At 73.9% G+C, this 16,893-nt stretch carries 15 protein-coding genes; 6 read left to right on the top strand and 9 right to left on the bottom strand.

Annotation, left to right across the window (positions count from 1 at the left end):
- Positions 1-8 precede the first annotated feature (8 nt).
- The 4 genes from efeU to ACFVX9_RS20350 all read right to left on the bottom strand — a co-directional run bounded on the left by efeU (position 9) and on the right by ACFVX9_RS20350 (position 4,461).
- Entirely contained in the window at positions 9-842 is an 834-nt protein-coding gene (efeU, locus tag ACFVX9_RS20335; protein ID WP_063346113.1) for an iron uptake transporter permease EfeU, read from the bottom strand.
- Positions 843-877: 35 nt separating this feature from the next.
- A complete protein-coding gene (gene efeB / locus ACFVX9_RS20340; RefSeq protein ID WP_387982837.1) occupies positions 878-2,200 on the bottom strand; it encodes an iron uptake transporter deferrochelatase/peroxidase subunit in 1,323 nt (440 codons plus the stop codon).
- A 107-nt stretch (positions 2,201-2,307) separates the two neighbouring features.
- A complete protein-coding gene (gene efeO / locus ACFVX9_RS20345; protein ID WP_063346114.1) occupies positions 2,308-3,456 on the bottom strand; it encodes an iron uptake system protein EfeO in 1,149 nt (382 codons plus the stop codon).
- 180 nt (positions 3,457-3,636) lie between these two features.
- Positions 3,637-4,461: an ABC transporter ATP-binding protein gene (locus tag ACFVX9_RS20350; RefSeq protein WP_063346115.1), complete on the bottom strand. Its 825-nt coding sequence runs from the start codon at positions 4,459-4,461 to the stop codon at positions 3,637-3,639.
- 206 nt (positions 4,462-4,667) lie between these two features.
- Between ACFVX9_RS20350 and ACFVX9_RS20355 the strand changes: the two genes are divergently transcribed.
- On the top strand, positions 4,668-6,836 hold the full coding sequence (locus tag ACFVX9_RS20355) for an amino acid adenylation domain-containing protein (protein ID WP_387982838.1): 2,169 nt from the start codon (positions 4,668-4,670) through the stop codon (positions 6,834-6,836).
- Positions 6,837-6,873: 37 nt separating this feature from the next.
- Here the strand turns inward: ACFVX9_RS20355 and ACFVX9_RS20360 are convergent, their stop codons facing one another.
- On the bottom strand, positions 6,874-8,202 hold the full coding sequence (locus tag ACFVX9_RS20360; RefSeq protein WP_387982840.1) for a hypothetical protein: 1,329 nt from the start codon (positions 8,200-8,202) through the stop codon (positions 6,874-6,876).
- A 209-nt stretch (positions 8,203-8,411) separates the two neighbouring features.
- On the opposite strand from ACFVX9_RS20360, the gene ACFVX9_RS20365 reads away from it, so the two are divergent.
- On the top strand, positions 8,412-10,007 hold the full coding sequence (locus tag ACFVX9_RS20365) for a M4 family metallopeptidase (RefSeq protein WP_387982843.1): 1,596 nt from the start codon (positions 8,412-8,414) through the stop codon (positions 10,005-10,007).
- A 64-nt stretch (positions 10,008-10,071) separates the two neighbouring features.
- Here the strand turns inward: ACFVX9_RS20365 and ACFVX9_RS20370 are convergent, their stop codons facing one another.
- From ACFVX9_RS20370 to ACFVX9_RS20380, 3 genes are all read right to left on the bottom strand, one after another.
- The gene (locus ACFVX9_RS20370) at positions 10,072-11,100 is read right to left on the bottom strand and encodes a hypothetical protein (protein WP_387982846.1); all 1,029 of its coding nucleotides are present in this window, start codon (positions 11,098-11,100) and stop codon (positions 10,072-10,074) included.
- A 109-nt stretch (positions 11,101-11,209) separates the two neighbouring features.
- Complete coding sequence (locus ACFVX9_RS20375) at positions 11,210-12,178, bottom strand: D-2-hydroxyacid dehydrogenase family protein (RefSeq protein ID WP_387982848.1); 969 nt, start codon at positions 12,176-12,178, stop codon at positions 11,210-11,212.
- Positions 12,179-12,286: 108 nt separating this feature from the next.
- A complete protein-coding gene (locus ACFVX9_RS20380) occupies positions 12,287-13,021 on the bottom strand; it encodes a rhomboid family intramembrane serine protease (RefSeq protein WP_380371448.1) in 735 nt (244 codons plus the stop codon).
- 260 nt (positions 13,022-13,281) lie between these two features.
- Between ACFVX9_RS20380 and ACFVX9_RS20385 the strand changes: the two genes are divergently transcribed.
- The 4 genes from ACFVX9_RS20385 to ACFVX9_RS20400 all read left to right on the top strand — a co-directional run bounded on the left by ACFVX9_RS20385 (position 13,282) and on the right by ACFVX9_RS20400 (position 16,372).
- Positions 13,282-14,205 carry an aldo/keto reductase gene (locus tag ACFVX9_RS20385; protein ID WP_387982851.1) on the top strand — a complete coding sequence of 308 codons (924 nt, stop codon included), beginning with the start codon at positions 13,282-13,284 and terminating at the stop codon, positions 14,203-14,205.
- 104 nt (positions 14,206-14,309) lie between these two features.
- The gene (locus ACFVX9_RS20390) at positions 14,310-14,435 is read left to right on the top strand and encodes a hypothetical protein (protein WP_387982854.1); all 126 of its coding nucleotides are present in this window, start codon (positions 14,310-14,312) and stop codon (positions 14,433-14,435) included.
- 69 nt (positions 14,436-14,504) lie between these two features.
- Positions 14,505-15,098 carry a TetR/AcrR family transcriptional regulator gene (locus ACFVX9_RS20395; RefSeq protein WP_380371452.1) on the top strand — a complete coding sequence of 198 codons (594 nt, stop codon included), beginning with the start codon at positions 14,505-14,507 and terminating at the stop codon, positions 15,096-15,098.
- 149 nt (positions 15,099-15,247) lie between these two features.
- Positions 15,248-16,372 (top strand): SDR family oxidoreductase, encoded by a 1,125-nt coding sequence (locus ACFVX9_RS20400; RefSeq protein ID WP_387982856.1) that lies wholly within the window; start codon positions 15,248-15,250, stop codon positions 16,370-16,372.
- Positions 16,373-16,442: 70 nt separating this feature from the next.
- Here the strand turns inward: ACFVX9_RS20400 and ACFVX9_RS20405 are convergent, their stop codons facing one another.
- Positions 16,443-16,682: an alpha/beta fold hydrolase gene (locus tag ACFVX9_RS20405; protein ID WP_387982858.1), complete on the bottom strand. Its 240-nt coding sequence runs from the start codon at positions 16,680-16,682 to the stop codon at positions 16,443-16,445.
- Between the last annotated feature and the right edge of the window lie 211 nt (positions 16,683-16,893).

Consider the following 16,893-nt stretch of genomic DNA (forward strand, 5'->3'; position numbering starts at 1 on the left):
CGAAGGGGTCAGGCGGCCGGCTTGGCGGCGACGGGCTTCGCCTTGCCGCTGAACAGGCCGAAGAACACGGCGAGGGTCGGCACCAGGTAGAGCAGCCAGACCACGAGCTGCAGCACCGTCGGGTCCGGCTGGAAGTTGAACACGCCCTTGAGCAGGGTGCCGTACCAGCTGTCCTTGGGGATGGTGCTGCTGATGTCGAAGGCCACGCTGTGCAGGCCGGGCAGCCAGCCGGCCTCCTGGAGGTCGTGCACGCCGTAGGCGAGCACGCCGGCTGCGACGACCACCAGCATCGCGCCGGTCCAGGTGAAGAACTTGGCCAGGTTGATCTTCAGCGCGCCGCGGTAGAACAGCCAGCCGAGCACCACCGAGGTGAGCAGGCCGAGCGCGGCGCCGATCAGCGGGTTGTAGCCGTCGTTGGTGGCCTGCACCGCCGACCAGATGAACAGCGCGGTCTCCAGGCCCTCGCGGCCGACCGCCAGGAAGCAGGTGACCACCAGGGCCGTGGTGCCCATGGCGATGGCCGCGTCCAGCTTGCCGTGCAGTTCGGTCTTCAGGTGCCGGGCGGTGCGGCGCATCCAGAACACCATCCAGGTGACCAGCCCGACCGAGATGATCGACAGCGAGCCGCCCAGCGCCTCCTGGGCCTCGAAGGTGAGCTGCGACGAGCCGAACTGCAGCACGGCGCCGAAGACCATGCTGAGCACCACGGCGGAGGCGACGCCGATCCACACCGGCGGCAGCTTGTCCCTGCGGCCGGTCTTGACCAGGTAGGCGATCAGGATGCAGACGACCAGGCTGGCTTCGAGGCCTTCGCGCAGGCCGATCAGGTAGTTGCCGAACACGGCACTCTCCTCGGGGGGTTGAACGGGGCGGGGGATCAGCCGAAGAGCGCTTGGCCCCACCACTCCCCGGGCTTTCGGACGCCCGCCGGGCAGGCGAAGTGGGCGGAGCCGACGTGCTGGATGTACTCGTTGAGCTTGTCGCCGGCCGCGAGCCGCTGCTGGAGCGGCACGAAGGCCTTGCGGGTGTCGCGCTGGTAGGCGAGGAAGAACAGGCCGGCGTCCAGGCGGCCGAGGCCGTCGGTGCCGTCGGTGAAGGAGAAGCCACGGCGCAGGATCATCAGGCCGTTGTTGGCGTCCGGGTGGGCCAGCGCGACGTGCGAGCCGGCGGGCATCGCCTTGAGGTCCGGCGCGTCGTGCTCCTTGACCTTGCCGTAGGGGGCGCCCTCGCCCTTGGTGCGGCCGAAGGTGTCCTCCTGGTCCTTGAGCGAGGCGCGGTCCCAGGTCTCGATGTGCATCCGGATCCGCCGGGCGACCAGGTAGGAGCCGCCGGTCATCCACTCGGGGCCGTCGCCGGGGGCGGCCCAGACGTGCTCGGCCAGCCCGGCGCCGTCGGTGCCCGCGATGTTGTGGGTGCCGTCCTTGAAGCCGAGCAGGTTGCGCGGGGTCTGGGCGTCCGGGGTGGTGGAGGAGGTCTTGCCGAAGCCGAGCTGGGACCAGCGGATGTTGACGGTGCCCATGCCGATCCGGGCCAGGTTGCGGATCGCGTGCACGGCGACCTGCGGGTCGTCGGCGCAGGCCTGGACGCAGAGGTCGCCGCCGCTGCGCAGCGGGTCGAGCTTGTCGCCCTTGAAGTTCGGCAGGTCGATCAGGGCCTCGGGGCGCTTGGCGCGGAGGCCGAAGCGGTCGACGCCGTCCTGGTCGAACAGGGTGGGGCCGAAGCCGATGGTGAGGGTGAGCCGGGAGGCGGGCAGGCCGAGGGCCTCGCCGGTGTCGTCCGGCGGTGCCTCGGGCAGGCCGCCGGCGGCGCTGGTGCCGACCTCGCGGCCGCCGGTCATCGCGGCGGCGGCCTTGGTCCACTCCTTGAGCATCTTGACCAGCGACTCGCGGGTCGCCTTCTCGGAGACGTCGAAGGCGGCGAAGTGCAGGCGGTCCTGGACCGGGGTGGCGATGCCGGACTGGTTCTCGCCGTAGAAGGGCACCTCAGCGCCGGTCTGGGCGGCCGGGGCCGGGGCCTGGTCGTCCTGCCGGGTGGCGGCGGCGACCGAGCCGACGGCGGCGGCGCCGAGCGCGACGCCCGCGCCGGCCCAGCCGATCACGGCCCGTCGGCTGACGGCGCCCCCGGCGGCAGCGGCCGGGGCGTTCGCGGTGCCCTCGGGGTTCTCGGGGTTCTTGGTGCCCTTGGCGTTCTCGGCGTCCATCGGCGGGCGGATCCTTCTCTGTGCTGACTCGCCGATGCCGTGGCGGCCGCTTCGGGCCGCCACGGCGTCGGTGGGGTGGGGACGGTGCTCGGGTGGGACCGCGGTCGTTACTTGACGACCACGGCGGCGGCCAGCTTCGACAGCGGCTCGCCCAGCGAGTTGACCGCGTCGGAGAAGGTCTTGCGCTCGGCCTCGGTGACCTTGTCGTAGGAGGTGAAGGTGCCGTCGGCCTGCTTGTACTTGGCGAGCAGGGCCTGGATCGCGGTGAACTCGGAGTCCAGGGTCTTGGACAGCTCCGGGTCCTTCTCGGCCGCGACCGGCTTCAGCAGCTCGTAGGCCTTCTGCGCGCCCTCGACGTTGGCCTGGAAGTCGGCCAGGTCGGTGTGGCTGTAGCGGTCCTCCTCGCCGGTGATCTTGTTGGTGGCGACCTCGTCCAGCAGCTCCTTGGCGCCGTTGGCCATGCTGGTCGCGGTGATCTCGGCCTCGGGGATCTTCTTCTGCCAGTCCTTGAGGTCGTTGACCAGCTGGTCGGCGAGCTTCTTCTCGTCGTCGCCGATCTTGGCGTCGGCCCAGAGCGACTTCTCCAGCTTGTGCCAGCCGGTCCACTCCTGGCCGGCCTCCAGCTTGTCCTCGCGGGTGTCGGTCTTGGGGTCGACGTCGCCGAAGCTCTCGGCGACCGGCTCGGTGCGCTCCCAGCCGGTGCGCGACGGCGCGTACAGCGACTTGGCCTTCTCCACGTCGCCGGCCTTGATCGCGGCGGCGAAGGCCTCGACGGCCGGGATGGTGGCGTCGGCCTGCTGCTGGGCGTACGTGCGGTACGCGTCGACGGCGGCGGTCAGGCGCGGGTCGACGGCGGCGGCGGTGGCGCCCTCGCCGGTCACGGTGATCTTCTGGCGGATGCCGTCGCCGACCATGCCGGGCTTGCAGGCGATCTCGTAGGAGCCGGCCTTGATCTCGGCGTTGATGGTGGCCTTGGTGCCGGGGCCGATGTTCTCGCGCTCGGTGACGATCTTGTCGCCGGCGCCGTAGACGTAGACCTCGGTGGTCTTGGCGCCCTTGTTGCTGATGTCCAGGACGACGTGGCCGGCCGGGAAGCTGGTCTTGGAGACCTCGCAGGCGGTGTCGGTCGCGTTGATCTTGACCGCGTCCGCGCCGCCCGCCTTGTCGTCCTTCTTCGTCGCACAGCCCGCCAGGGTGGCGGTCGCCACGGCGAGGGTGAGCAGCGCGGCTGCGGTGGAACGGCGACGGGCGGACATGCGGGCTCCAACGGAAAAGGGCATGGGTGTGCCAGGGCGGGGCAGGGTTGAGCACCGGTGGGGCGCCGGACCAGCGACAACCCCGCCTTAGCTAAGGCATACCTTACGTAAAAACTTTTTTACGTCTACACCCGCCCCCGTCGGAAGCGGGCCGACCGCCCCCGCCCCGCCCCGGACCCGTCAGCGCCCCGGCGTACGGCGCGCGGCCGCCCGGGCCGTCCACCGGCCCTCGTGCCGGCTGATCCGGATCGGGTGGCCGAAGGTCACGCTGATCAGCTCGGTGGTCATCACCTCGTCCACCGGCCCGGCCGCCACGCACTCCCCGTCCCGCAGCAGCAGGGCGTGGGTGGTGCTCTCCGGCAGCTCCTCCAGGTGGTGGGTGACCAGCACGCTGGCCAGCTCCGGGTGCTGGTGGCGCAGCAGGTCCAGGCTGTCCAGCAGCAGCTCGCGGGCGGTCAGGTCCAGCCCGGTGGCGGGCTCGTCGAGCAGCAGCAGGCGGGGGCTCGGCATCAGAGCGCGGGCGATCAGGGCCCGGCCGCGCTCGCCCTGGGACAGGGTGGTCCACGCCGACTCGGCGATCGCGCCCATGCCGAGCGTCTCGATCAGCTGCTCGGCCCGCTCCAGCACCTCGGGGCCGGGCTTGCGGTGCCACTCCGGCTCGATGGTGTTGGTGTGCCCGGTGAGCACCACCTCGCGGACGCTCAGCGGCGAGCGCAGCGGGTGCCGGGGGTTGACGTGCCCGAGGTGGGCGCGCAGCTCGCGGATGTCCACCCGGCCGAGCCGGCGGCCGAGCACGTCCACCTCGCCCCGGGTGGGGTGGGAGACCGCGCCGAGCAGGGCGAGCAGGGTCGACTTCCCGGCGCCGTTGGGGCCGAGCAGCGCCCAGTGCTCGCCCGGCTCGATGGCGAGGGTGATCCCGCGCAGCAGGTGGCGGCCGTCGCGTACGACGTCCACGTCCTGGGTGCGCAGCAGCGGGCCGTCGAAGGACGGGACGGACGAGCTCATGGGGGCGGACCTCCGAGGTGCGGCGCCGGACAGGGTGCGGGCGGGGCGCCGTACCGGACGGGCCGGCGCCGACCGTCTGCGTGCAGAGTACAACCGTCGCCGCGTGCGGAGCCGGGCCGTCCGAGGAGTGGACGCTCCAGAACCCTGTCGCCCGGCGGGAGTTGGGAGGATGATCGGGGGATTCGGAGGGGATGAGGGGAGCGCCGATGCCGACCGACGGGGAAACGGCCGAGGACCGGGCGGCCGACACGCTGCACGGACTGGTCGAACTGCGGGCCGGGCAGGCACCGCAGGCGGTGGCCGTCCGCTGCGGCGATGCCGAGCTGACGTACGGGGAACTGGACGAGCGGGCCGACGCCCTGGCCCGCCACCTGGCGGCGCGCGGCCTGGCCCCGGGCGGCCGGGCGGCGGTGGCGCTGGGCCGCGGCACGCAGGTGTACGTCGCGCTGCTCGCGGTGCTGAAGGCGGGCGCCGCGTACGTGCCGCTGGAGCCGAGCGCGCCGGACGCGCTGCTGCGGCACGTCCTGGCCGACGCCGCCCCGGACCTGGTGGTGACCGAGGAGAGCCACCGGGTGCGGCTCGCCGACGCGGGCCCGGCGCAGATCGTCTGCCTGGACACGGCCGACCTCACCGAAGAGCCGTCCGACCCACCGGGGGCGCCCACCGGCCCGACGGACCTCGCCTGCGTCCTCTACACCTCGGGCTCCACCGGCCTGCCCACCGGGGCCCTGGTCGAGCACCGCAACCTGCTGTCCGCGTACCGGGGTTGGCGCGAGGTGTACGGCCTGTCCCCGGCGGACCGGATCCTGCAGACGTCGAGCCTGGAGTTCGACGTCTTCACCGCCGACTGGGTCCGCGCGCTGGGCACCGGAGCCACCCTGGTGGTCGCCCCGCGCAACCTCACCCTGGACCGCACCGCCGACCTCGCCGGCCTGCCCGCCCTGGTGGCCGCCGAAGGGATCACCGTCCTGGAGCTGAACGCCCGCCTCGCGCGCCGACTGGCCGCCCACCTCGCCCGGAGCGACGCGTCACAGACAGGCGAACCCCTGACCGGTACGCCGCTGCCCGGCGTGCGGCTGCTCACCGTCGGCGCCGAGAAGTGGTACCTGGACGAGCAGTTGGGCCTCCAACGGCTGCTCGGCGACGGGACCAGAGTGCTCAACGTGTACGGCCTCGCCGAGGCCGGCGTGGACAGCACCTACTTCGACGCGCAGGGCACGGCGGCCACCGAGGACGGCGAGCGGGTCTCCCTGATCGGCCGGCCGTTCCCCGGAACCCGGGTGTACGTGGTCGGCCCGGACGGTACCCCGGTACCGCCGGGGCAGGCCGGCGAGATCGCGATCGCGGGCGGCGGCCTCGGCCGGGGCTACCTCAACCGGGCCGACGACACCCGCCACCGGTTCGTCCGGGCGGACTTCGACCCGGACGGCCGGGTACTGCTGACCGGGGACATCGGCCGGCTCCGGGACGACGGCGTCCTGGAGTTCCTCGGCCGGGCCGCGCACGTGGTCGGGCCGGTCCCCTTCGCCCGCAAGGCCGCGGTGGTCTCCCGGGTCGCGGCGGCGGCCCGGGCCGAGGGCCGGCTGCGCGCCCACCCGGCGGTCCGGGAGGCGGCCGTGGTGGAGCTGGAGCTGCGGCCGGGCCGGCGCAGCCTGGTCGGGTACGCGGTGACCGCGCCGGACGTGGACGGGGCGGACGGGGCGGACGGGGCGGACGGGGCGGACGGCTGGTCGCTCTCCCAGTACCTGGCGGCCCAACTGCCCGTCGGCGACGCGCCCGAGGCCGTCGTCCCGGTGCCGGAGCTGCCGCGCACCCGGGCCGGCAAGCTGGACCGCGCCGCACTGCCGCTGCCGGCCCCGCCGAAGCACGCCGCCGCCGGATCGGCGAAGGCGGGGTCGCGCGCGGGGAAGGGCGGCGGCGGCAAGGCCGGGGGCGGGCGCAGCGGCACGTCGGACCTGCCGGGCTGCCTGGTGCTCGGCTGCGTGGTGTTCTTCTCGCTCATGGCCTGGGTCAGCACCAACGTCTTCTTCCCCGGCGCGACGCAGCTCGGGGCGGTGCCCGACGCGTACCACTTCTGGTTCGAGCTGCTCTACCTGTGCGAGAACCTCGCCTTCGGCGCCGGGGTGGCCTTCCTCTTCTTCGGCTTCCCGGCGGTGCTGCGGCAGGGGCGGTCGTACAGGCTGTCCCTGCTCACCTACCTCTCGGTGGTGTGGCTGCTGGCCTCCTGGTGGCCACAGGACAACCTGTACCGGCTCACCGACGCCACCGACTGGCCGCGCGAGACGGCGATGGTGTTCACCTTCAACGTGCCGCTGATGGCGGCCGCGCTGGTGGTGCTGATCTTCCTGATCCGGCGACCGACCGCCCGGCGGTGACGGCTGCCCAGTCATGACGGTCTGCGCTGACGACCAGTCAGCGCAGCGCCTCGAACATCCCGGCCAGCCCGTGGTGCGCGGCCGTGAGCAGCGCCTGCGCGGCGTCCAGCGCCTCGGTGCTCGGCCCGGCGAGGGCAAGGCCGACGGCGGGCTCCGGGTCGTGGCCCGCCGTCGGGATCAACGGCAGGAGGGTGACGTCGAGCCGGGCGCAGCGCGGCCGCAGCCGGTCGAGGTGGTCGTGCAGCGCGCCCGGGGCGAGCCGGGCGCCGAGCGGCATCGCGTCCAGGGTGCGGACGAGGTGGCCCGGGCCCCGCACCTGGTCGAGGCGGGCCCGCAGCATGAAGGCCACGGCCGGGCCGGTGAGCCGCAGGTTGATCTCGGTGGGGGCGAGCCGGCGCTGCCGGTCGGTGACGAAGTCCACGTCGTACCAGCCCCGGTAGCCCTCGGCGGCCAGCCGCTCCCCCACCGCGAGGGCGAACCGGCGGGCCGTCCCGGCGGCGCCCCGGGGCACCGCGTCGGGGCCGACGGTGACGCCCTGGTAGCGGGTGCCGACGACGTGCATGTCACCGGCGCCCACCGGGTGGACGGCTCCGTCGGGGCCGACCAGCGCGTCGTAGGTGAGGTCGCGCAGCCGGGCGGCCGGGCCCGGGTCGACGTGCTCCTCCAGCAGCAGGCCGCCCTGGGCGGGCAGGAGTTCGGAGCGGACCAGGCGCCGCAGCAGGGCCCGGCCGCCGCCGGCGGCGAAGAGATCGGCCGGCTCCACCACGACGGTGCCGTAGCCGCCGACGCCGTGCGGGCTCTTCAGCACGGTGGTCAGCCCCCGGGCGGCGCGGGCGGTCAGCCGGCGGGCCGCCCGGCCCCGGCCGGCCGGGCGTTCCTGCCGGGGGACGACGACGCCCGGGTGGTCGGGGGCGAGTTCGGCGAACAGGTCGTGGGCCGCCGCCTTGGACTCGTAGCGGTGCACCGCGGCCAGTTCGGGGCCCTCGCCCTGGGCGGCGGTGCGGCCCCAGGCGACCACCGGCCGGCCGAGGGCGGCGATCCGCGCGGCCAGGGCCGGCCGTTCGGCGAGCGCCCGGGCGACCGTCCGCTCGGGCGCGACGCCGCCGTGCACCTCGACCGGGCCCCACTCCAGCTCCCGGGCCAGCCAGTCGGTCCACTCCGGGCCGACCTCGGCGGGCAGCACCAGCAGCGCGGGTTCGGGGCTGTAGCAGGTGGCCAGGCAGGCGTAGTGGTGCGCCTGCCGCAGCCGCCGGGCGCGCTGGGCGGCGCCCATGCCCGGGGCGAAGAACTGCTCGTTGAAGTCCGCGACGTTGCCGACGTGGACCGCCGCCCGACCGCCGGTCCAGGCCCCCACCCATCCGTCCATGGGGGCGAGCCTAGGGCCTCGTCAGGTCGTGCGTCATGCGTCGGAACGCGATCGGCCATATGCGGCACGGGTGTTGATTTCTGCTCACTTTTGATTTGAACAGGACACAACTTGGCAAAGATATGACCATTCCTCTAGCTCTACCTGACTGATCGCCGTCAATGTCGGTCGCAGCTCTTTTCCCTGCAGCTACCCCGACTGGAGTCAGAGTGAGCCCCACCTCCTCCTCCCGCCGCCCCCTCGCGGCCGGAGCCATCGCGGTCGTCGCCGCCCTCGTCGCCGTCGCCGTCCCCACCGGCACGGCCTCCGCCGCCACCGGCACGAGGGACGCCGCGATATCCCAGGCCCGCGCCAACGTCACCCACAACGCGGGGGTGTTCGGCTTCGGCGCCGGCCAGGACCTCGTCGTCAAGGACGTCGTCCTCGACGCCGACGGCACCCAGCACGTCCGCTTCGACCGCACCTACCAGGGCCTGCCGGTGGTCGGCGGTGACCTGGTCGTCCACCAGGACGCCCGCGGCCGGCTCAAGGACTCCTCCCGCGCGGCCGCCCACGACGCCGCCGTCAGCTCCACCGTCCCGAAGGTGCCCGCGCAGGCCGGCGCCGCCAACGCGCTCGCGGCCGCACCCGGCGTCCAGGACGCCACCAGCACGCCCGAACTGGTCGTCTGGGCCGCCGACGGCACGCCCCGGCTCGCCTGGCGCACCACCGTCGAGGGCACCGGCGAGCACGGCCAGCCGGCCGGCAAGGTGGTCGTCACCGACGCCACCACCGGCGAGCAGATCGAGACCTACGACGCCGAGCACCAGGCCTCCGGCACCGGCCACTCCGAGTACACCGGCGACATCACGATCGACACCACCGCCCAGAGCGGCGGCGGCTACACCCTCAAGGACGCGGTCCGCGGCCACGTCACCAAGGACGCCAACAACGTCGCGGCGAGCGCGCTCAAGGCCGGCTCCGGCACCGCGTTCACCAGCACCACCAACGTCTGGGGCGACGGGAAGAAGTTCTCCACCGACCGCTCCACCGCCGCCGTCGACGCCCACGCCAACACCGCCTGGACGTACGACTACTACAAGAACACCTTCGGCCGGAACGGCATCAAGAACGACGGCAAGGGCGCCACCGTCTTCGTCCACGTCGGCACCAACTGGGACAACGCCCAGTGGTCCGACAGCTGCTTCTGCATGATGACCGGCGACGGCGACGGCAGCACCGACCCCGAGCAGGTCGACCTCGACACCATGGGCCACGAGATGACCCACGGCGTCACCAGCGCCACCGCCAACCTGCGCTACAGCGGCGAGTCCGGCGGCCTCAACGAGTCCACCAGCGACATCTTCGGCACCATGGTGGAGTGGTACGCCAACAACAAGGTCGACACCCCCGACTACCTGTTCAGCGACCAGTCCACCCCGCCGTGGCTGCGCCGCTTCGACAAGCCCTCGCTCGACGGCCGGTCGGCGGACTGCTGGAGCAGCTCGGTCGGCAAGCTCGACGTGCACAACTCCTCGGGCGTCGGCAACCACTGGTTCTACCTGGCCAGCGAGGGCAGCGGCAGCAAGACCATCAACGGCTACACCTACAACAGCCCCACCTGCAACAACTCCACGGTGGCCGGCATCGGCAACCAGAAGATCGCCAAGATCTGGTACCGCGCGCTGACCGTCTACATGACCTCCACCACCACCTACAAGGGTGCCCGCACCGCCTCCCTGAGCGCGGCCAAGGACCTGTACGGCCTCAACAGCACCGAGTACAAGGCCGTCGCGGCGGCCTGGAGCGGCGTCAACGTCAACTGACGTACCGTCCCCGGGCGGTGGTGGTCAGGCCGTCAGATGGTCAAGCCGTCAGGCGGTCAGGCGGTCAGGCGGAGAACCCCACGTGGACGTGGTCGTGGTGGGTGTCGTCGGTGAAGAACTGGTTGCCCACGCCCGGGATCGCCACCGGACCGCCCACGTTGTACGAGCCGGCGGCGGCCGCGTCCCGCATGAAGGACTCGATCAGCTGCCGGGGCGTCGACGGGTCCACCACCGCCTGACCGTCGATCCGCCAGACGTCGAAGGCCCGGCCCAGCGGATGGTCGCTGGGCCGGGTCGTACCGAAGACGTCCAACGGGTGGCCGGTCCGCACCACGCTCACCGACAGCGTGTACGGGCCGGCCAGCCGGAGCATCGCCGCCAGCACGCTGTCGTGCACGGTGCCGCTGCGCAGGTCGGCGGCCGCCTCGGGCGGCAGCTCGATCCTCGACCCGGCCAGCACCTGCGCCACCGCCGGGGCGGGCGAGGCGGCGGCCGGGCCCGGCTCCCCCGGGTTCAGGCCGGTGACGGTCCAGCGCGGCGCGGCCCGGCTCAGCCGGACGTCCACCGTGGTGCCGCCCTCGGCGACCGAGCCGTCGGCCCGGCGGGTCCACTGCCGGCAGACCACCAGTACGCTCGCCGAGTCCGCGAGGATCCCGCCGTACTGGGCGTCGATCACCTCCAGGCTCGCCTCGGCGGCCGTCGGGGCCAGCGGCCCGGCCCGGTCCGCCAGTTCGGGCGGCAGGCCGAGCGCCGCCACCCGGGCCCGGGCCGCCTCCACGCCCTGCCCGCCCGGCGGCCAGGCGCCGAGCGCGGCGACCAGCTCGACGGCGCGGCGCTTGACGTCGGGCTGCACCTCGGACGGGCCGGGCTGCCAGAGCGCGGGGTTCGGCAGGGCGGAGACCGTCGGTGTCCCCGTCGGCGTCGGGGCCACCGTCCACGTCGACGTCTCCGTCGGTGTACCGGCCGGACCCGTCGTCACCGCGGGCCGCCCGGCCCCGCTCCCGCACCCCGCCGCGCCCAGCAGCAGCGCCGCCGCACCCGCCCTCAGCACACCGCGCCGGCCCGCACCCCGGGCACCGTCTCCGCTCGTCACGCGGCCAGTATGCGGCCGGGCGGCGCCCGGCGGGCGGACGCCGCCACGAGGGCCGGCCCGGGCCCGGCCCATGGGTCAGCCCGGCCCGTGGGTCAGCCCAGGCCATGGGTCAGCCCAGGCGGCGGATCGGCTCGCCGGCCAGGTAGGCCGCGATGTCCTCGACCGCCTCGCCGTAGTAGTGGCGGTAGTTGTCGCGCGACACGTACCCCAGGTGCGGGGTGGCCAGCAGCCGGGGCGCGGTGCGCAGCGGGTGGTCGGCGGGCAGCGGCTCGACGTCGAAGACGTCCACGGCGGCGCCCGCGATCCGGCCCCCGGTGAGCGCGGCCAGCAGCGCGTCCTGGTCGACGATCGCCGCCCGGGAGGTGTTCACCAGGTACGCCTCGGGCTTCATCAGGGCGAGTTCGGCCTCGCCCAGCAGTCCCCGGGTGCGCTCGCCCAGGGCGAGGTGGATCGAGACGAAGTCGGCGCCGCTCAACAGCTCCTCCTTGCCGGCGGCCCGGCGCACGCCGACCTCGGCGGCCCGCTCGTCCGTGAGGTTCTGGCTCCAGGCCAGCACGTCCATGCCGAAGGCCAGTCCGACCCGGGCGACCAGGCCTCCGATCTTCCCCAGGCCCAGCAGCCCGAGCACCCGCCCGTGCAGGTCGGCGCCGACGGTGCTCTGCCAGGGACCGCCCTCGCGCAGCGCCGTGCTCTCCGGCACGATGCCGCGGGCCAGGCCGAGCAGCAGCGCCCAGGTCAGCTCGACCGGCGGGGTGGAGGAGCTGGCCGTCCCGCAGACCGTCACGCCGTGCGCCTCGGCGGCCGCGTAGTCGATCACCGAGTTCCGCATGCCCGAGGCGACCAGCAGCCTGAGCCTCGGCAGCCGGGCGAACAGCGAGGCCGGGAACGGCACCCGCTCGCGCAGGGTCACGACGAAGTCGAAGTCGGCCAGGGCGACGGCGAGTTCGTTCTCCGATCCGAAGTGCTCGGAGAAGGCGGTCACCGCCACCCGGTCGGAGACCGGGGACCAGTCGACGATGCAGGTGGCGACGCCCTGGAAGTCGTCGAGGACGGCGCAGCGAAGGGTCCGAAGTGTCATGCCCGCACTCTCCCAGACGCCGGTCGGCGCCCGGCGTGCCAGGCCTCGGTCCGAGCTGCGGGTCTGCGGGTCTGCGGGATCGGCCCCCGGGGGTGGACCGGCCCCCGGTCACGCCGCGGCGGGCTGCCCGGTCGGCCTGGTCCTCGTCCCGGTGGCGAGCACCAGACCGAGCAGGCAGCCCGCCACCAGGCCGGCGCCGTGGTTGTTCCGCAGCGCGCACAGGAACAGGCCAGCCGCGGGGATGAGCAGCAGGTACCAGGTGCCCTTGAACGTGAGGCCCAGGGCGCTCCCGCGCAGCAGGCAGGTGACGGCCAGGGCGCCGAGCAGGCCGCAGACGGCCACGGAGTCGCCGCCGCCGCGCGGTGACCAGCCGGCCAGGCTCACCACGTGGGCGAGGACGCCGCTGGCGAGGAAGACGGCCAGGGTCCGCCACCATCCGAGGACCGACTCGGCGACGGCGCCGACCACGAGCAGGGCCGGCAGGTTCATCGCGATCTGCGCGATCCCGGAGGACTGCACCAGCAGGGCCGTCCCGGCCCGCCACCACTGCCCGTCGGACAGCGCACCCGGCTGCCGCATCAGATCGTCGACCAGGGTGGGCACGGCGTACTGGAGCACGGCCATCACCGCCATCAGCGCGAACAGTGTGAGGGTGACCCGGGGCCGCCGCGCCAGGGCGGCCCGGACCACGGCGAGCACCTCGCCCGGCCCGGCGCCCGCCGGAGCGCCCGCCGGAGCGCCGGCTCCCGGGCCGGCGGCGGAGCCGGCCAGCGCCAGCGCCTGAAGTCCCACGCTGACCACCACGGCAGCGCTCGCGTACAACCCGATCTCGTGCGGCGACATCGCCGACCCCCCGTTCACCCGACCCCGGGCGCTCCCGCCCGTCGACGAGCCCCATCATCCCGGCCGGGCGGGGCCCCGGACCAGGGCGGGTGATCATGGAAACGGCATGACGGTTGTCACAGTCCCGACAGGTCCGCCGTCACGGCGCCCTCCCCCGTGGACAGCAGCCCGCCGTCACCTACGCCCCCGTGGATTCCGCGGGGATTCGTACATTCCCGAATCGCTGGCGGTCAGGGCAGGGCAGTGGCGATCATGACGGCATGACTTCTGGCACCACCCCCGCCCCCGCCGCCGTCACCGCCGCCGCCTCCGGCAGTTGGACGCTCGGCGACCGCACCGTCCACCGGATCGGCTTCGGCACCATGCGCCTGCCGCAGACCGGCCGGGCGCTCGTCCCCGACGCCGTACCGCGCGACCGCGAGCAGGCCGTCCGGGTGCTGCGGCGCGCCGTCGAACTGGGCGTCAACCACCTCGACACCGCCGCCTTCTACTTCTCCCCGCTGCGCTCCGCCAACGAGCTGATCAACCGGGCGCTCGCGCCGTACGCCGACGACCTGGTGATCGCCACCAAGGTCGGCCCGGGCCGCGGACTCGACGGCGAGTGGGTGGAGCACGCCCGCACCCCGGAGCGGCTGCGCGGCCAGGTCGAGCAGAACCTGCGCCAACTCGGCCGCGACCACCTCGACCTGGTGAACCTGCGGATCGTCGGCACCGACTCGATCGCCGAACGCTTCGGCGCCCTCGCCGAGTTGCGCCAGGCCGGGCTGATCCGCCACCTCGGCCTCTCCAACATCCACCCGCACCAGCTCGCCGAGGCGCAGGCCGTCGCGCCCGTCGTGTGCGTGCAGAACCCGTACGGCATCGGCGCCTCGCCCGAACAGGACGCCGTGCTGCGGCTCTGCGGCGAGCAGGGCATCGCCTTCGTCCCGTTCTACGCGATCGCCGGAGCCGGGCGGGAGTCCGGCACGGGCGGCGCCGAACCGGCCCAGGTCCGGGCGGTGGCGCAGGCGCGCGGGGTCGACCCGGCCCAGGTCCGCCTCGCCTGGACGCTCCACCAGGGCCCGCACGTCCTGGCCATCCCCGGCACCGGCGACCTGGCGCACCTGGAGGACAACATCGCCGCCGGGGCCCTGCGCCTCTCCCCGGAAGAGTTGGCGCTGCTTCAGGAGGCGCACACGGGCTGACCCGGAACCGGGCAGGGCCGCGACGGCACCGCTCCGGGACGAGCTCAGGATCACCGGCGAGCACGAGAGCACGCACCCCGACACGGACGAGGGAGTCCCGGAGCATGGCCGAGTCCGCCACCCGCTACCGCTACCTGACCCGCCACGGCGAGGCCGCGCCGGACGGCAGCGGACTGACGGCCGACGGACGCCGACAGGCCGTCCCGCCCGGCTCCGAGGCCCAGCGCTGAGGCGCGGTACTGAGGCCCAGCACTGAGGCCCGTCGACAGGAATATGCAGACCGGTCTATTGTTTTCCGCATGGGAGTCAAGGGTGAGGAGACCCGGGCCCGGCTGATCGCCGGTACCCGGACGCTGATCGAGGCACAGGGCTACTTCGGGACCGGCCTCAACCAGATCGTGGCCGCGACGGGCGCACCGCGCGGCTCGCTCTACTTCCACTTCCCCGAGGGCAAGGACCAACTGGTCGCCGCCTCCCTCGCCCAGGCCGGGCAGGAGGTCGAGGACCTGCTCGCCGCGCTGGCCGCCGAGGGCGCCGACAGCGGAGCGCTCACCGAGCGGCTCACCGAGGTCTTCGCCGAGCGACTGGCACGCTCCGACTACACCAAGGGCTGCCCGATCGCGATCGTCGCCCTGGAGGTCGCCGGCACCAACGAGCCGCTGCGCGCCGTCTGCGCGGAGGTGTACGAGAGCTGGCAGCGCGTGCTGGCCGGCCGGCTGGAGGCCGAGGGCTTCCAGCCGGCCGAGGCCGCGACGGCGGCCGGGCAGGCACTCGCGCTGATGGAGGGCGCGGTCCTGCTGGCGTCGGTCCGGCGCAGCCGCGAGCCGCTGGACCACGCGCTGCACGCCGTCCGCCACCTGCTCGGCGCCAAGCCGGCCGCCCGCACCCCATAGGGCTTCGCGGAAGCGGAGCCGCCGCCGACCGGTGCGCGGCTCCGCCCCTCCTCCCGATTCCTTGTGCCCGAATTCTCCTGTGCCCGAGTTTTCTCGTGTCCGAAAAATATGCAGACCGGTCTACAGATTCCAGCTCCAGGAGTTGCCACATGCCGCCCCTCCCGCCACCGCCCCACACCCTCGTCCTCGGCGCCACCGGCTTCCTCGGCCGCTGGCTCGTCCTCGAACTCCTCACCCGCGGCGAGCCCGTGGCCGCCGCCGTCCGCGGCGCCGGCCGTGACACCGAGCTGCGCCACTGGCTGCGCACCCACGGCGCCGACGACACCGCGCTGACCACCGTCGCCGCCGACCTCACCCGCCCCGGCCTCGGCCTCTCCCCCGAGGACGACGCCCGACTCACCGAGGTCCGCGACGTCCACAACCTCGCCGCCCGCTACCAGTTCGGCCTCACCCGCGCCCAGGCCGAACCCGCCAACGTCCACGGCGCCCTGCACGCCCTCCACTGGTCCGCCACCCGGCCCCGGCTGCGCCGCCTGGTCCACCTCTCCGGCTACCGCGTCGGCCGCGACCCGCAGCCGCAGTACCCGCCCAGCCCCCGCGCGACCACCGCCGCCTACGCACGCCTCGGCGCGTACGAGGCCTCCAAGCTGCTCGGCGACGCCGCCGCCCGGGTCACCGCGCCCCGACTCGGCGTCCCGCTCACCACCGTCAACCCCAGCAGCGTCATCGGCCACTCGCGGACCGGCGAGGCCGGCCAGTACCTGGGCCTGGCCCAGCTCGTCCGCCAGCTCCACCACGGCCGCCTGCCGCTGCTGCCCGGCACCCGCCGCACCTTCCTGCCCGTGGTCACCGTCGACCACCTGGCCCGCTTCCTCGCCGCCGTCCCCGCCCACGACAGCGCCGCCACCCCCACGCCCGACGGCTCCGCCACCCCCGACGCCACCCCCACGCCCGACGGCTCCGCCGTGGTGACCCACACCGTCCTCGACCCCGCCACCCCCGTCCTCCCGGACCTGATCGCCCTGCTCGCCGCCCACCTCGGCGTCCGCCCGCCCCGCGGCCTGGCGCCCGTCGCCATCGTCCGCCGCCTCCCCCGCGCCCTCACCGGCGCCGACCCGGAGACCCTCGGCTTCCTCTCCGAGGACCGCTACGACACCACCTCCGCCGACCACCTCGCCACCGCCGCCGGCCTGGTCCACCCGCCCCTCGCCCCGGCCCTCCGGCACTGGGCCGACCGGCTGGTCGCCGAGGACTTCGGCGCCCCGCCCCGGTGAACCACCGCGCGCCGCGCAGGTCTACGTCGAGCGCGAAGTGGCCCGGCTGACCGGTGGCGGACTGCCGCTGTCAGCCCCCGTGGGCGGGCAGGGTCCGGAGGAAGTCGTCGAGGAACTCGTTGAAGGCGTCCGGGCGTTCCATGTTGGGGTAGTGCCCGGTGCCCTCGACCGTCGTCGTACGGCCGTTGGCGACGCTGCGGATCAGGCGCTCGGCCATGCCGATGTGGTCGTCGGAGTCGATGCCGCCGTTGATCGCCAGCACCGGGACGCCGATCTTCGCCGCCCGCGCCCAGGTGTCGGCGACGGGCACCTGGTGTTATCCGCACCTGTTTCTGAGCGTCATCGACATCAGCGACAGGCGTATCTCGGCCGTGTCCTTCCTGTCAGCGTCGCCTTCAGCGGCGTGTGCCGCTTGAAGGGAAACCGTGGGGGGAGGGGGATTTGTGGGCAGGCCAGAGAGGGGGGTCTGTGAAAAGGTGAAATGGGCGGGTCCCGCGGGGGAAATCCAGATTTTCGGGGAC

The sequence above is a fragment of the Kitasatospora sp. NPDC058243 genome, from assembly GCF_042882025.1.
Classification (GTDB): domain Bacteria; phylum Actinomycetota; class Actinomycetes; order Streptomycetales; family Streptomycetaceae; genus Kitasatospora.

Coding starts and splice junctions, on each gene's coding strand:
- efeB (WP_387982837.1), bottom strand. CDS start 2,200: ATGGACGCCGAGAACGCCAAGGGCACCAAGAACCCCGAGAACCCCGAG.
- efeO (WP_063346114.1), bottom strand. CDS start 3,456: ATGTCCGCCCGTCGCCGTTCCACCGCAGCCGCGCTGCTCACCCTCGCC.
- ACFVX9_RS20350 (WP_063346115.1), bottom strand. CDS start 4,461: ATGAGCTCGTCCGTCCCGTCCTTCGACGGCCCGCTGCTGCGCACCCAG.
- ACFVX9_RS20355 (WP_387982838.1), top strand. CDS start 4,668: ATGCCGACCGACGGGGAAACGGCCGAGGACCGGGCGGCCGACACGCTG.
- ACFVX9_RS20360 (WP_387982840.1), bottom strand. CDS start 8,202: ATGGACGGATGGGTGGGGGCCTGGACCGGCGGTCGGGCGGCGGTCCAC.
- ACFVX9_RS20375 (WP_387982848.1), bottom strand. CDS start 12,178: ATGACACTTCGGACCCTTCGCTGCGCCGTCCTCGACGACTTCCAGGGC.
- ACFVX9_RS20380 (WP_380371448.1), bottom strand. CDS start 13,021: ATGTCGCCGCACGAGATCGGGTTGTACGCGAGCGCTGCCGTGGTGGTC.
- ACFVX9_RS20385 (WP_387982851.1), top strand. CDS start 13,282: ATGACTTCTGGCACCACCCCCGCCCCCGCCGCCGTCACCGCCGCCGCC.
- ACFVX9_RS20390 (WP_387982854.1), top strand. CDS start 14,310: ATGGCCGAGTCCGCCACCCGCTACCGCTACCTGACCCGCCACGGCGAG.
- ACFVX9_RS20395 (WP_380371452.1), top strand. CDS start 14,505: ATGGGAGTCAAGGGTGAGGAGACCCGGGCCCGGCTGATCGCCGGTACC.
- ACFVX9_RS20400 (WP_387982856.1), top strand. CDS start 15,248: ATGCCGCCCCTCCCGCCACCGCCCCACACCCTCGTCCTCGGCGCCACC.